This is a genomic window from Cobetia sp. PS-4MA (assembly GCF_057670765.1).
Genome location: NZ_CM173107.1, coordinates 2,324,224 through 2,339,657, shown reverse-complemented (window position 1 = coordinate 2,339,657; position 15,434 = coordinate 2,324,224). Strand labels below are relative to the sequence as shown.

Annotated in this window: 11 protein-coding genes; 8 read left to right on the top strand and 3 right to left on the bottom strand. The window is 56.4% G+C overall.

Annotation, left to right across the window (positions count from 1 at the left end; genetic code table 11):
- Positions 1-105: 105 nt before the first annotated feature.
- From AC26AR_RS09925 to AC26AR_RS09915, 3 genes are all read right to left on the bottom strand, one after another.
- A complete protein-coding gene (locus AC26AR_RS09925; protein ID WP_488106908.1) occupies positions 106-978 on the bottom strand; it encodes an SDR family NAD(P)-dependent oxidoreductase in 873 nt (290 codons plus the stop codon).
- Positions 979-1,110: 132 nt separating this feature from the next.
- Positions 1,111-2,349, bottom strand: coding sequence for a capsule polysaccharide biogenesis protein (locus AC26AR_RS09920; RefSeq protein ID WP_488106907.1), 1,239 nt, complete (start codon positions 2,347-2,349; stop codon positions 1,111-1,113).
- Between the two features lie 219 nt (positions 2,350-2,568).
- Positions 2,569-4,953 carry a capsule polysaccharide biogenesis protein gene (locus AC26AR_RS09915; protein ID WP_488106906.1) on the bottom strand — a complete coding sequence of 795 codons (2,385 nt, stop codon included), beginning with the start codon at positions 4,951-4,953 and terminating at the stop codon, positions 2,569-2,571.
- 359 nt (positions 4,954-5,312) lie between these two features.
- Here AC26AR_RS09915 and AC26AR_RS09910 point away from each other — a divergent pair, with 359 nt between their 5' ends.
- The 8 genes from AC26AR_RS09910 to AC26AR_RS09875 all read left to right on the top strand — a co-directional run bounded on the left by AC26AR_RS09910 (position 5,313) and on the right by AC26AR_RS09875 (position 15,426).
- On the top strand, positions 5,313-7,091 hold the full coding sequence (locus AC26AR_RS09910) for an SLC13 family permease (protein ID WP_488106905.1): 1,779 nt from the start codon (positions 5,313-5,315) through the stop codon (positions 7,089-7,091).
- A 194-nt stretch (positions 7,092-7,285) separates the two neighbouring features.
- Complete coding sequence (gene cysQ, locus AC26AR_RS09905) at positions 7,286-8,143, top strand: 3'(2'),5'-bisphosphate nucleotidase CysQ (protein WP_488106904.1); 858 nt, start codon at positions 7,286-7,288, stop codon at positions 8,141-8,143.
- Positions 8,144-8,308: 165 nt separating this feature from the next.
- Positions 8,309-9,250 carry a sulfate adenylyltransferase subunit CysD gene (cysD, locus tag AC26AR_RS09900; RefSeq protein ID WP_488106903.1) on the top strand — a complete coding sequence of 314 codons (942 nt, stop codon included), beginning with the start codon at positions 8,309-8,311 and terminating at the stop codon, positions 9,248-9,250.
- Between the two features lie 178 nt (positions 9,251-9,428).
- On the top strand, positions 9,429-11,339 hold the full coding sequence (gene cysN / locus AC26AR_RS09895; protein ID WP_488106902.1) for a sulfate adenylyltransferase subunit CysN: 1,911 nt from the start codon (positions 9,429-9,431) through the stop codon (positions 11,337-11,339).
- Between the two features lie 62 nt (positions 11,340-11,401).
- A complete protein-coding gene (locus tag AC26AR_RS09890) occupies positions 11,402-11,830 on the top strand; it encodes an RT0821/Lpp0805 family surface protein (protein WP_488106901.1) in 429 nt (142 codons plus the stop codon).
- A gap of 149 nt (positions 11,831-11,979) precedes the next feature.
- Positions 11,980-13,695 (top strand): polysaccharide biosynthesis/export family protein, encoded by a 1,716-nt coding sequence (locus AC26AR_RS09885; protein ID WP_488106900.1) that lies wholly within the window; start codon positions 11,980-11,982, stop codon positions 13,693-13,695.
- 1 nt (position 13,696) lies between these two features.
- Positions 13,697-14,539: an ABC transporter permease gene (locus AC26AR_RS09880; RefSeq protein ID WP_488106899.1), complete on the top strand. Its 843-nt coding sequence runs from the start codon at positions 13,697-13,699 to the stop codon at positions 14,537-14,539.
- On the top strand, positions 14,536-15,426 hold the full coding sequence (locus AC26AR_RS09875; protein ID WP_488106898.1) for an ABC transporter ATP-binding protein: 891 nt from the start codon (positions 14,536-14,538) through the stop codon (positions 15,424-15,426). The genes AC26AR_RS09880 and AC26AR_RS09875 overlap by 4 nt, the downstream gene beginning before the upstream one ends.
- Positions 15,427-15,434: the final 8 nt, after the last annotated feature.

The window sequence follows — 15,434 nt, the reverse complement described above, 5'->3', positions numbered from 1 at the left end:
CGCCACCATCTCAGGCCCAGGCGGGGCCTGAATTCCTTCATCTAACTTCATGCTCTCGGGGAAAGCGCATCACTCAAGTGGTCAGAGCGACGGTGAGGCAGCCATTCAATGAGTATAATTGAAGAGGCTCAACAGGCGCTGTGAGATGCTGGCGGGTAATACACCTAGCCACCAGCAGCCGAAATTGAGCGGGAAGGGGAAACTGACGCGGGCCCGATTGCGGGCAGCACCTTTGAGGATGCGGCATGCGGCCTTCTCGGGGGGCATCTCGAAGGGTTTGGGGCCAGGCATTGCCTCACACATCGGTGAGGTGACATAGCCGGGCATTACCACTGTTACCCCGACGTTGTAGGGCTTTAGCCAGCTTCTCAGTCCTTCGCCATAGGCCTTCACTGCTGCCTTGCTACCGCTGTAGCTTGGAGTGAGAGCTAAACCGTGCCAAGCGGCAAGCGAGCTAAGTAGCACCAGTTGACCACTGCCACGTTGCTTCATCGCCATGGCGAGGTGGTGGGCCATACCGAGTGTGCCCACTACGTTGGTCTGCAGCAGGCGACGAGAATCCTCCCAGCGCTCTCCATTTCCTTGGGGGCCGATACCGGTATTCATACCGGCATTGGCGATAGCGATATCTGGCACACCACGTGCGCACACTTCATCCAGCCAAGTGAATAATGTCTCTTCATCGCAAAGGTTGAGTACCGTGCACTCCACCTCGGCGCCCAGAGCGCGACATTCGCCGGCAATCGCATCGAGCTTGCGCTTTTTGCGGCCGGTGAGGATCAGCGTGGTGCCGGTTGCGGCGTAAGCGCGCGCCAGAGCACCACCGATCTCACCCGTTGCGCCGGTTATCAGGACGCGCCGCAGGCGGCTGGCATCCTTCGTCGTTGTCGCCCGGGTATTACTTTCTGCTGGTCGGTGAGTGCCATCGTCGCACTCTGCGTCGGTGGGTTCTGGCTGCTGGGGGGGCATGGCCGTCATTTTTGCTCTCCTTGAATCCCGACACCGAAGGTCGGCAGTTCCCTTGCGTTTCTCGTTCTAGGTCGGGTGAGAGATATTGCCATCATTGGCGTGTCTCACCTCAATGCTTGGTCCATCAGTCTTAAGGCATGTTCAGCAACGGCTCATCATCTGCTCCAAGGGAGAGCGCTCGGCACACAGTATCTTCGTGGCTCCTATTACAGCGAGTTGCATGCCAGGCTTGCTGTAAAACCCCCCATTGAGTTGCACGGTATGGATGACCGTATTGCGGAAGCTTCGGAACAGGGTCGTATTCGGTCTCGTGCCGTCGATCCAGAAGTCATGCAAGGATCCTTGGAAGGTCAAGCCAGGCAAGTTGAATATTGGATCTCCCATGCAATACGTCGGACAACGATACTGAAGTGCGACATTGCCGGTGGTGCTGTTGACGGTGATCATCCCCCTGGCATGCTGAAGGAGGTTTTCCAGATTGCCACTTTCCAGGTAGACGACGCGACCGATCACATCATAGCGGCGCTCAAGCTTTCGAATCAGCTTCGCGTAATCCACCAACCCCATGTCCAGCGGGTGGTTCTTGATAACGAGCCGTGCTCCGCTGGGAGCATTCAGGGCAAAGCTCTTCATCACTCGCTGGATCACTTCCTGCATGTTAGAGAAGCGCGAGTGGTGACGAATTTGGGCGTCGGTATTGAGCTGTAGGGGCAGCAGATAGAAGGGGGCCCCACTGCGCATTAGCTGTTCGATGCGTCCGGCATCTCGACGCTTGTACCAGCGCATCAGGGGAAGGCGCGTGGCATAACCACAGTACTCTTCCACCGCGTTAATGCTGTGGGGTCGATAGCGTGGGAACAGCAGTGGATTGGCAGCCCCAGCCAGATGGTAAGTCATGTCGTGACGTGCACGCTCCCAGAATGGCGCCTTGAAGCGCTGTGGCGTTGGGGCATCTTCAAGATGCCTCCCTGCCTCGAGGAACCAGTCTGGATCGCGAGGCAAAAGGGAATGCCCATTGACGCCTTCGCGCTCCAGTGTCACCCAGTAGGGACGAAAGTAGCCCTCTTCGAATACGTGGGTGCGAATACCGAGATACTCTGCCTTGAGTACAGCATCACGATGCACTGGGCGTCGGTCGCCGAATAAAACCTGATCCGTGACGTGGTGCTTGCGCCAGAGTTCGGTGATCCAGTCGCCGAGGTCTTCGAGCTTGCCGCGATACGCGTAAGCCTTGTCATGGCGCCAGTAGTAGCTGTCACCGCTATTGAAGTTGACCTTGATGACTTCATGGCCATCTTGCTTGAGCTTTTTCGCCAGATGTAGAAAGAAGGGCGAGCAGACGCCTTGGAGTAACAGGAAGACTCGACGACGATCGTGCATCGGGTAGTGGCTCCCACCCTTCGAAGCTGTTGAAGAAGCTTGATCAGAACGTGGTGTGTTGTTGGACGGCTGGCGTGGCAAGTGACTCTCTTCAGAGAGCTTGAAGCGTAAGGGGGACACTGACGCCTCACCTGAGGGCGCGCCCAGCTCATCAGCAGTCGGTAGGCTTGAGTATGGCGAACTATTGATCGGTAACGCTAGACATCCTTGTCGCATAGGTCAGTGTTTTCCGATGAAGAGTGCGCGATAGCCTCGGTATAACCGTGTTTTCCAAGGCAAGGAATGTTTGTTGCTACCATCTCTCAGCATGGCGCGCTGTTGTTCCAGAATCGTGACAATTGTCTCGGCGTTACAGTGATGCCCGTACTTCATGTCTACATACAGCGGGTATTCAATCAGGGCGCCTGCCACTAGGGCGTCCAAGCTCACATGTCGCGTGCGACGTTCGCAACTGATGCGGTCATTTGTCAGTCCCCAGCCTGCATAGAATGGCAGGCCGTGTGTCGTGACCTCCACGCCGCGCAATAGCGCCTCGAAGCCCGCCAAGGAGCATAGTGTGTGGACATGGTCGACCTGCTCGAAGAGCTGGCTGATATCACCGGAAGTCAGCACCAGATCCTCCGGCGTACCCTGGGCTGCAATCTCGCCCCGGCGCCCCCCTGCCACAACGTCAGGATGCGGCCGATAGATTATGTAGGCATCAGGCTGCAATTCCCGTGCCGCTTCCAGCAGCTGACGGTTTGTCTTGATTCCCGGGCAGGCATGCCGGATCGAGGCGTCTGATTCTACTTGGCCGACTACCAGCACAATTTCGCGCTCGCCTGCCAAGGCTCTAAGATCCGGGAGACTGTCGGTGTCAGAGTTGTACTTGCTTAACCCCAGCGCAATGATGCGCTCTCGCAACTCGCGAGCGCGTTTAAGTTCACCATCATCCAACTCGTGATGCTCTAGCCATTCTTCCAGTGTGCTTGCATGCTCGGCATCGAAATGCATCGCCTTGTCATCGACTACCAGGGATAGTGGGCGTGTCAGGTCGACTCCTAGGCCTACTGAGCGTAGAAAACCGTCCTCGATATACCAGAGCTTCCCTCCCTTGTTCTTGACCGACCGGGTAACCGCTGGGGTGATCTTACTGGCCCAGCAAAGGACTCGGTAAGGTAGTGCCTCCTCAGGAGGCTCTCCTGAGAGTACCTCGCATGCTTGACGTTCATTTTTTACGAAGTCATATCTTGCCGAAGGGCCCAAGAACGATGGCAGGAAACCACGCTTCCAGCGTGAGTAACCGGGTGCGATCCAGTGAGCTGCCATCCTTGCCGCCAGTCGTTTCTGGTCTGCCAGCAGCTGGAGGATATTCTCTAGTGAGACGCGCATTCCCGTGTAGGGATTGGCATAGCGGGTGTATTCAAGATAAGCCGCTGCAAACACCTGCTCAAGACTACGCGGCTGCTGACGACGTTGGCTGGATTTACGGTCCTCCGTTAGCCCCCAGCCGGCATAGAATGGAAGGCCGTGACAGGTTACTGGCAGGCCGGCAAGCAAAGCTTCGAACCCCAGCTGGCTGGTGACTACATGCACCGCGTCTACCTGCTCGAATAGTGACCAGGGATTGATGTCTTCGCTCAGTAAGGTGCACTCATGCCGTCGCGCCTCTTCTAGCAGGTAGCCTTGTTTCTTGCCTGAAATCACGTCTGGGTGTGTCTTAACCCACACCTCGCTATCAGGCTCGGCGCAGGCTTCGCTCAACATTTTGAGAAAGGTTTCCGCTGTAGCAAGGCCACCTGTGACTGAGGCATCACCGTAAGTCTGATCCACGACCAGCACCCGCCGTGTCCGTCGTCTAACAGGCAGGTTTCGTTCTGGAGCATGGTTATACTTGCTCAAGCGGTGATGACGTATAGCTTCAATGGCGCTCTTGGCGCGTGCCAGCAATGCATCACTCTGTCGTTCTGGAGCCTCACGAATGAGTTGTTCCAAGTCACTGGGCTGTCGGGCGTCGTAATAGATGCCCTGATGATCCACGACCATTGACATGGCGGGGTAGCCGGCACTTGCCAATGAAAGAGAGCGCAAGAAGCCGTCTTCGAGTGCGATATAGGGCAGAGAATGCCGGCAAGCGTAATCACGTGCACGGTCTGCCGTCGCCTTGTGTCCCCACCCGACAACTGCCCGGTAATTTTGTGAGCAGTTGCTAGCTGAATTAGGGTTTTCTTTTCTACTAAGGTCGAATGTGCGTGAGATGGAAGCCCTTCGGGTATTAGTGACATTAGAATGAGATAAAAAAACGAAAAGTCGTGATTTTCTTACATTTTCTCTAGCAGCCGGAGTGAGCCTTTCGAAAAATTTCGAGGCATAAGACAGACCATTCTCTGAAAGGAGCCAGGAGGGTGTGCCCACGGACAATCGTAAGCTTGCTTTCTCCATCGGCAGGAGTTCTGGAATGAATGCCGCAATCTGTGGCTGACTGAGGATACCATGTGAAAAACAGAGCACTTGGCCGGAGCCCCCATGGGACGGGAGGTTCCAACGATTTGAGAAGCAAGGGAGAAAGGGGTATCGAGACAGCATGAAAAACCACCTTCCTTGTTTTTTGATTGCGCTAAGCATGCAAAAGGTCCGTTGCACTGAAAAAGTGGCTGCTCACTAGCGGCGTCTGCGCCTCCTTTGTAACTCTCACGGCTTTACCGTTGACGCAGGGTCCTCAAATAGGGAAAGTACGCAAAGTAACGTATGAATTCAATCAAAGTCTTTGCTGGTCAAAACGGTAGCAGGCAAATTGTTAGTCTGAGTATTTTGCTTTGAGTTAGACTGAATTTTTGCATGCTTTAGTCGCATGAGGTTTGTTGCTAATGTGTTCCGCTTCGATGATGATACTTTCTCGTTAGGTTCGGTGGGGTATGCGTTCCGCAGTCGAGTGAATGCGTTGAGAGATAAGAAGCGGCAGGATGCCAAGGGAACCTCTGTAGATGGATATCACGCAGCACATGGACGCTGCCATTACACTCATCGTCACGATAGGTGTACTGACAGGACTGATCTGGAATCGATGGCCCCCTGAGTGGCTGATGATGGCAGCTGCCGTGCTGCTGATCCTGCTCGGCGTCATTTCGCCGGCGACCTTCCTGTCCGGCTTTGCCAATCCGGGCATCATGACCATTGGCGCGCTTTTTGTGGTCGCCGCCGGTGTGCAGGAAACCGGTGCGCTCCGCTGGATGCTTGAGCGCCTGCTCGGACGCCCCAGTTCTCCCTCTTCTGCACTGGCACGCCTGATGCCTATCACTTCGCTGCTCAGCGCCTTTCTGAACAACACCCCTGTCGTCGCGCTCTTTATTGGCCTGGTTCAGGGCTGGTGCGCGCGCATGAAAATCTCGCCCTCACGTCTGCTGATGCCCATGAGCTATGCCGCCATCCTCGGCGGTACCTGCACCCTGATCGGCACCAGTACCAACCTGGTCGTCGACGGCCTGCTGCAGTCCCAGGCCAATCTGCCCGGGCTCGGCATCTTTGATATTTCTGCACTGGGCGTGCCTGTGCTGATCATCGGCACCCTATGGATGGTATTGATCGGGTGGCGTTTCTTGCCTCAGCGCAAGGGGTTGGTCGAGCAGCTCGGCAATGGTCGCGAGTATTCCGTAGCCATGCGGGTGGCCGACAAGGGGCCCTTGCACGACAAGAGCATCGAAGAGGCAGGCTTGCGCAGTCTTCAATTCGGTTATCTGGCCGAGATAGAACGTTCCGGCAAGCTGCTGTCCATGGTCGGCCCTGACACCATGCTCCAGTCCGGTGATCGCCTCATCTTCGTCGGCGTGGCAGATACGGCGCATGAAGTGCGTGTTTTCCGAGGCCTGGAGAGCGATGCCGCAGGGCTGGACCTAGACCATCACCAGCGCCGCATGGTCGAGGCCGTCATCGCCCCAAGCTCCCCCGTCGTCGGCATGAACGTGCGCGAAGCGCGCTTTCGTACACGCTATCAATCCGTGATTCTCGCCGTGTCACGCGATGGTGAGCGCATCAACAGCAAGGTCGGTGACATCGTACTGCGCCCCGGTGACACCCTGTTGCTGGAAGCCGCTGCCGATTTCACGCGCCTGCATCGCTATAACCGCGAATTCCTGCTGGTCAGTACGCTGGATGGCAATGGCATGCCCAACCTCACCAAGGCGCCCATCGCACTCGCCATCATGAGTCTGATGATCATCACGCACCTAGCGGGCATGGCCGAGCTGGTCGAGGCGGCGGTGGCGGCCGCCATTCTGATGGTCTTCACCGGTTGCCTCCCTGCCTCTCAGGCGCGTGCCAGCATCGATGGTAGCGTGCTGGTCGTCATTGCCGCTGCCCTGGGGCTGGGTCAGGCGATGACCGACAGCGGTGCAGCCCAGATGGTGGCGGATCAACTCATGCAGCTAGGCGGGGGGTCGCCGCTGCTAATGTTGGCCCTCGTCTATCTCACCACGACGCTATTCACCGAGATCATCACCAACAACGCCGCCGCCGTATTGATGTTTCCGATCGCCATGGCGGTCAGCGAGCAGCTTGGGGTATCACTGATGCCTTATGCGATTGCCATCATGTTCGCGGCCTCGGCTAGTTTCCTCACACCGCTAGGCTATCAGACCAACCTTATGGTGATGGGCCCGGGGGGCTACAAGGTGTCCGATTACATGAAGGTTGGCCTACCAATGAGCATCATCGTCGGGGTGACGTCGGTTACCCTGATTCCGATGATCTGGCCGTTTACTGGATGAATTAAGTGTGGATTGGTAGAGGCAATGGCAAGCTTATTGCTTCCCCATGATGGATGGTCAAGAGAGTCAGCTATTGGGCCTCAGATGAGTACAGACACCTGCCAAAAATGCCGTCGTTTACAGCAGTGGCAAGTCAGCAGACCTCAATGGGTCTCGCTGGCGACAGTAGAGTACGGTTCAAAGAAAGACATTACATGGGGACAAGAAGGCACATGACAGACGCGACAAGCATAGGTAACACACGCCCGATGTTGACCTCTCTCGAGTCGATTGCTCGTAGTGCGGGTGCTGCCATCATGGAGATCTATAAGAGCGGTGACTTCACTGTCGATATGAAGTCGGATGACTCACCGCTGACCACGGCAGATCGAGCAGCACATGCTGTCATCGTCGACGGGTTGAAGGCTATGGATGCCGAGTTCGGCGCCACACCGATCCTGTCCGAAGAAGACGCGGACATCAGCTGGGACGAGCGCAGTAACTGGACGCGTTACTGGCTGGTCGATCCGCTGGATGGCACCAAGGAATTCATCAAGCGCAATGGTGAATTCACCGTCAACATCGCGCTGATCGAGCAGGGCGTGCCGACCATGGGTGTCGTCTATGCGCCGGCCATCGAGACGCTCTACGTCGGTGCTCAGCAGGGGGAAGGTCAGGCTTCCATCGCTGAGAAGCAGGTTGGCGACGGTGAGCGTCAGGCCATCGCCGTCAGTGACGTGCCGAGCACCACCGACAGCTGGCGCATCGTCGGTAGCCGCTCTCACCAGACCGAAGAATTCAAGGCATTCGTCGCTGACTTTGCTGCTTGCGATATCGTCGCCATGGGCAGCTCACTGAAGCTGTGCCTGGTCGCGGAAGGGGCGGCAGATCTCTACCCACGCCTCGGCCCGACCTGTGAATGGGATACCGGTGCCGCGCATGCGGTGGTCGAAGCCGCAGGTGGTCAGGTACTGCATGCTGAAACGCGTCAGGCGCTGCGTTACAACCAGCATGACAGCGTGCTTAACCCCTATTTCATCGTCTGTGTCAAGCCAGCCGCGCCTTGGGCGTGATGTTAGAAACTTTGTACTTGCACAGTTCAATACTGGCGTCACATGACTGACCTTTAAAGATGTCAGTCTCATGTCAAGGATACATGGGCCTCTTCAAGGCATGCAGCAGCGCCTGCAAGTGGAGAGGGCAGGAACAACTAGCAGAGTGATCTCAAGGAACTTGTAATGACAGCATCATCTACGGCCGAAAAACTCGGTATTACACCGGAACGCCAGACCCACCTCAAGCAGCTTGAGGCCGAATCCATTCACATCATCCGTGAAGTGGCAGCGGAATTTGCCAATCCGGTCATGCTGTACTCCATCGGCAAGGATTCCGCCGTCATGCTGCACCTGGCGCGCAAGGCCTTTGCGCCGGGCGTGCCGCCGTTCCCGCTGATGCACGTCAACACCACCTGGAAATTCCAGGAAATGATCAAGTTCCGCGACGAGATGGCTGCGGAAGTCGGCATGGAGTTGATCGAGCACATCAACCAGGAAGGCGTCGCGGCGGGCATCAACCCGTTCGATCACGGCAGTGCCAAGTATACCGACATCATGAAGACCGCCGGTCTCAAGCAGGCACTCGACAAGCACGGCTTCGATGCTGCCTTCGGTGGCGCACGTCGTGACGAGGAAGCCTCGCGGGCCAAGGAGCGCGTCTACTCCTTCCGTGACCAGTACCACCGCTGGGACCCCAAGAACCAGCGTCCGGAGCTGTGGAATATCTACAACTCCAAGATCAACAAGGGCGAGTCCATCCGTGTCTTCCCGCTCTCCAACTGGACCGAGCTGGACATCTGGCAGTACATCTACCTCGAGTCCATCAAGATCGTGCCGCTGTACTACTCCGCCGTGCGTCCGGTGGTGAAGCGTGATGGCCTCGACATCATGGTCGACGACGAGCGTCTGCCGCTCAAGGAAGGCGAAGTGCCGGAAATGAAGTCCGTGCGCTTCCGTACCCTGGGGTGCTACCCGCTGACCGGCGCCGTGGAATCCACCGCCGCAACCCTGCCGGAAATCATCCAGGAAATGCTGCTGACGCGTACCAGCGAGCGCTCCGGGCGTGCCATCGATCACGACCAGGCAGGCTCGATGGAGAAGAAGAAGCGCGAAGGTTATTTCTAGGCCACGCGCCAGGTATCCGGCTCCGTCGCCAGCAACGGCGATGGCATCCTTCAAGGCAAGCAAGACTCAACGAAATTGACAGGACGAGGGATGTCCCTAGCGCTGGAAGCGTCGCACGTCGCGCCTCGCACGCCACAAGACGCTCGCGCCGGACAGGCCTCGTTCAGGGAGAATGACAGTGTCACACCAGTCGACGATGATCGCGGAAAATATCGAAGCCTATCTCAAGGAACACGAGCAGAAAGACCTGCTGCGTTTCATCACCTGCGGCAGCGTGGATGACGGCAAGTCGACCCTGATCGGTCGCCTGCTTCACGACTCCAAGATGATCTATGAAGATCAGCTGGCCGCCATCACCCGCGATTCCAAGAAGAGCGGCACCACCGGCAAGGTCGATCTGGCGCTGCTGGTCGATGGCCTGCAGTCCGAGCGTGAGCAGGGCATCACCATCGATGTCGCCTACCGCTACTTCTCGACCGACAAGCGCAAGTTCATCATCGCCGATACCCCGGGGCACGAGCAGTACACCCGCAACATGGCGACCGGGGCGTCCACCGCGAGCCTGGCGATCATCCTGATCGATGCGCGCTATGGCGTGCAGACCCAGACCCGTCGTCACAGCTACATCTGCTCGCTGCTGGGTATCCAGCACCTGGTGGTCGCGGTCAACAAGATGGATATCGTCGACTACTCCCAGGAACGCTTCGACGAGATCGTCGAGGACTACAAGGAGTTCGCCAAGGACCTCGAGGTTCCGGATATCCGCTTCGTGCCGCTGTCCGCGTTGGAAGGCGACAATGTCGTCTCCATCAGCGAGCACACTCCGTGGTACGACGATGCCGCCTACGAGGCGCGTCCGCTGATGGACATCCTCGAGACCGTCGATGTCACCGAGGACAGCAACCTGACCGACCTGCGCTTCCCGGTGCAGTACGTCAACCGCCCGAACCTCAACTTCCGTGGCTACTGCGGCACCCTGGCCGCCGGTACCGTCTCGCCGGGCCAGCAGATCAAGGTTCTGCCCTCCGGCAGCACCTCCACCGTTGAGCGTATCGTCACCTTCGACGGTGATCTCGACATCGCTTGGCCGGGTCAGGCCGTCACGCTGACGCTGACCGACGAGATCGATATCTCGCGTGGCGACATGATCGTTGCTGAAGATTCCGATCTGGAGCCGTGCACCGCCTTCACCGCAGATGTGGTGTGGATGCATGAGGACCCGCTGATCGTCGGCAAGGAATACGAGCTCAAGCTCGGCACTTCCAGTGTCATCGGTCGCGTCGGTCGCATCATCCACCAGACCGACGTCAACACCATGGCGCGCAACGAAGCGGAGAACATCCCGCTCAACGGCATCGCCCGAGTGCAGGTCGAACTGACCCAGCCGCTGGCCATGGACAGCTACCAGCGCTCGCCGCATACCGGCAGCTTCGTGTTCATTGACCGTCTGTCCAACATCACTATCGGTGCGGGCATGGTCAAGGAGACCCTGAGTGCCAGCAACATCGTGTGGCACGACATGGCGGTCACCAAGCAGCGCCGCGCCGATCGCAACAAGCAGAAGCCGTGCATCATCTGGTTCACCGGCCTGTCCGGTGCCGGCAAGTCCACGGCCGCCAATGCGTTGGAACGTCAGCTGTTCGCCATGGGCTACAACACCTACCTGCTGGACGGCGACAACGTGCGTCACGGCCTGTGTGGCGATCTGGGCTTCAGCGAAGATGACCGCGCCGAGAACATCCGTCGTGTCGGCGAAGTCGCCAAGCTGATGGTCGATGCCGGCATGATCACCCTGGTCAGCTTCATCTCGCCGTTCCAGGCCGATCGTCAGACCGTGCGTGACATGGTCGGCACTGACGAGTTCATCGAAGTCTTCGTCAACACGCCGATCAGCGTCTGCGAAGAGCGCGACCCCAAGGGCCTGTACCGCAAGGCGCGTGCCGGCGAGATCAGCGACTTCACCGGCATCAGCTCGCCGTATGAAGCGCCGGAGAACCCGGAAATTGAGATCAACACGGGTGAACTGAGCCTCGAGCAGACCGCACTCAAGCTGGTCAATCAGCTCAAGCACTACAACGTTATCGGCTGATACATTCATGCCGATCAGCCCTCGCCGCAAGGCGGGGGCGCTTGCCGTTTCAGGACTCTCACATGACTTTATCCCGATTCAAACAGCGCTTGCCGCATGTCGTGCGCCTCGCGGCAGTAGCAGGCCTAGCATTGGCCATCACCGGTTGCGCCACCTCTTATCCGGAATCCACCGGTGCCGGCAGCACTAACCTGGCCAATCTGACCGGCGCTGCGTCGCTGCCGGCGGATGTCTCGTCATTTCTCGACAGCGCGGCCCCCGGCAGCGTGATTGCCATGCCGACTAGCCCCTGGGGCAGCAATGTCGAAGTGGTCGCCCATGAGCGCTACTTCGCGGCCAGCGGGCGTATCTGTCGCAAGCTGACGGTCTCCAATCAGCGTGATCTGCCCAGCAAGGAGCTGGCGTGCCGTATCAGCAATGACGGTAAGGCCGGTGAGGGCACCTGGGTGACCCAGCGGTTGGTGACAGGCCTGCTTGAAGAAGCCCGCTGAGGAACTTCTAAACAACTTTTCAATCTCGCTGAAAGGCCCGCACCGGGCTTGGCGTGACACGACGATTACAGGGGGCAGGCTGGTATGGCCGGCACTGTAATTCCTGACCGACACTGCACTATTTTTTGCACTACGAGGGGCCTAGCCCGATGACGATTTCCAGATTCTTGCTCCGGGCCGGGTGCCTGGTGGCGGTAGCGTGCCTGAACGCTACCCCTGTACTGGCTGTTGGCCTAGATAGTGGATCGATCCTATCTAGCGAAGAACAGGCTGATAAAATTCCGGAGAAAACAGACAGTGTGAAGGACACCGCACGTGCTGATTGGCGTAGTGGTACTTATGGTTCGCTTATTTCTAAAGAAATGACGGATCCGGATTATCTACCGCCCTTTGGAGAGAATCTGTTCACCGGCGGTTTTCGTGGCATGATGGCTGATGGTCTGAATAGTAGTTATACCATAAAGCCGGGTGATCAGATCACTCTTCGCGTGTGGGGCGGGGTCGAGATCGAGTCCGTACTACCCGTCGATGCACAGGGTAATATTTTCCTTCCCGGTATCGGACCGGTGAAGGTGCAGGGCACCACTAACGCTGAGTTGGACGCCAAAGTGCGTGCAGCAATTCAAGAAGTGTATCCTGAGAATGTCAGTGTCTACACTAATCTTCAGGGAGTTCAGCCAGTAGGAGTGTTCGTTACTGGTTATGTCAAGAACCCGGGTAGATATGCCGGGACTCCGAATGATTCCATGCTCTATTTTCTCGATCAGGCCGGTGGCATCGACCAGGCTCTGGGCAGCTACCGCAAGATCAAGATCAAGCGTAATGGCCGCGTCATCAATACGGTCGATCTCTATGACTTCCTGATCAACGGTGAGATCGCTCGTCCGCAGTTTCGCGATGGGGATACTGTCGTTGTCGAGGAGCGTGGCCCGGCGATCAGCGTAGTCGGGGATGTCGAACGTGATTATCGCTATGAGCTCACCGACTCGCGCCTGAGTGGTGAAGATGTACTGAATCTAGCGCGACTGAAGTCGGGTGTGTCTCACGTGCTGCTGCGGGGCTCACGTCCGGACGGCCCCATCTCGCGCTATCTACCGGTGACGGAATTCCGCGGTGCTGATGTGCGCTCAGGGGATGAAGTGCTTTTCAGTGCCGACCAGCGTGATGAGACCATCGTCGTGCAGCTAGAAGGCAGTTTCTATGGCCCGTCGCGTTATGCACTGCCGCGCGATGCCCATCTGGGGGAACTGCTCAATGCCGTCGGGGTGCCGAAAGGGCTGACAGACTATCGGAGTGTTTCCATCCGGCGTGAGAGTGTCAAGGAACAGCAGGCTGAAGCTTTAGAAGCAAGTCTGGAAAGACTGGAAACAACTTACCTTGGTGCCGAGTCTTCTTCCACAGATGAATTGCAAGCTCGTGTGACTCAAGCACAGCTAATCAAAGAGTTTGTAAAAAAAGCAAAGGAAGTAGAGCCATCAGGAACATTGGTACTATCTCGTGGAGATGGGAACATCGCTGATGTGCGCTTACAGAATGGCGATATTGTGACTTTACCTGAAGTCAGTGATGCAGTCTTAGTGAGTGGCGAAGTTCTGGTGCCTCAAGCAGTGGTATATAGTCAAGGCTATTCAGTTACAGACTATATTGAGAATGCTGGTGGATTTACAAGTAGAGCTAATGAAGATCAGGTGCTTGTGGTAAGACGCAACGGAGCAGTTAGAAACGCAGAAGAAGTTGATTTGAGAGCTGGCGATGAAGTGTTAGTACTTCCTAGTGTACCTACTATGAATTTACAGCTTGCAACGAGTATTACCCAGATACTTTATCAAGTGGCTGTTGCTACCAAAGTTGCACTGGATCTCTAATATGCCTAGAGACTTAGATAATTCAATTGGTAGAGCTGAAGGTGATCTGAATAACAAAGCCAAAGCCCGCTCCGCTTGGGCCGTGACGCGAAGTGTCTGGTTTGCCATGTTTATGCGCGAAGCCATCGGCCGTACCATGACTGATCGTATGGGATGGTTCTGGATGGTCGCTGAGCCGGCGGCATTTGTATTGGTAATGGTCACGATGCGTAGTTTCATCGGTGGTGATCGTCTCATTATAAATGCTCCCTTCATTCCCTGGTTGATTATTGGAATGCTTGGGTTCTTCTTGGTGCGGGAAGGACTTACACAAGGGGTGGGAGCTATACATTCGAATCGCGCTTTGTTTGCCTATCGGCAAGTACAGCCAGTGGATAGTGTTCTGGTCAGGAATTTCCTCGATGGATTGCTCCGAACGTTGATCTTCCTGTTGTTCATGTTGGGGGCTTTACTGTTGGGAACTGACTTTCTCCCTGACAATGGCTTCCAAGCAATCAGCGGCTGGTTATCACTGTGGGCGCTGGGATTTGGGTTCAGTCTCGTGGTATCGGTCGCGGGGACATTGATCCCTGAAATCGCAAAGATTGTCAGAATGCTCAGTATGCCGCTATTGATTTTATCGGGCGTCATCATGCCGCTTAATCACTTACCACATTATCTGCTTGAGTACTTGATGCTGAATCCGATCGTGCATGGGCTTGAATATACAAGGCATGGCTTCTTTGAAGGCTACAAGGTCGTTCATGGCACCAGCATGCTGTATTTCTGGTGGTGGACCTTGGGGATGCTGGCCCTGGGGCTGCTGATGCATCTTCGATTCAAGGAGCGCTTGAAAGCCCAATGATCGAAATCAAACATGTCTACAAGCGATATCATACGCATCGCGCTACTGAGTGGGTGTTGCACGATGTCAATCTCACAATTCCCAACGGTGTCAGCGTCGGGCTGGTTGGAGGCAATGGCGCTGGCAAGTCCACGTTGCTGCGCTTGATTGCGGGTATGGACAGCCCCACACGGGGTGAGATAAATCGACACAGTAGTGTTTCTTGGCCAATCGGTCTGGCTGGCGGCTTTCAGGGAAGCATGACGGGACGACAGAATGTGAAATTTGTCGCTCGTGTACATGGCGGCTATGGAAATGAGGTCGAGATTATTCGCCGGGTAGAGGCCTTTGCGGAGATAGGTCCTGCCTTTGATCAGCCGATAAAGACGTATTCGTCTGGGATGCGCTCGCGGCTCAATTTCGGCCTATCCCTTGCATTCGATTTCGATATCTATCTGTCAGATGAAGCGACGTCGGTGGGGGATCGCGCCTTCAAGGCCAAGGCCTCCAAGGCGTTCAAGGACAAGGTTGGCAAGGCCAGTCTGATCATGGTGTCGCATGGTGTCGGGATTCTGCGAGAGTTATGCCAGGCGGGGATCTATCTACGGGACGGGCATGCCCATTGGTATGACGATATTAATGACGCCATTGATGCTTACCACAACGACAGCGATGCTCATGTCTTGGAGCGCAAGTTGCATCAACTGACCAATTCGCAAACGACGTCACTCACGCAAGCACAGGTATTCCATCAGGAAGCCAAGGCACACTTTGACAGCTTGCAGATTGCGCTCGAACAACTTCCTCAAGATATCCAGCCACGAGAAAGGCAAGCTTCCGTCCAAGCCGTGAATGAAGCGCGTGAAACGCTGCATGGCGCAAGGCGTTTGGTACAGAAGCTCAAGTGATCGTTCTC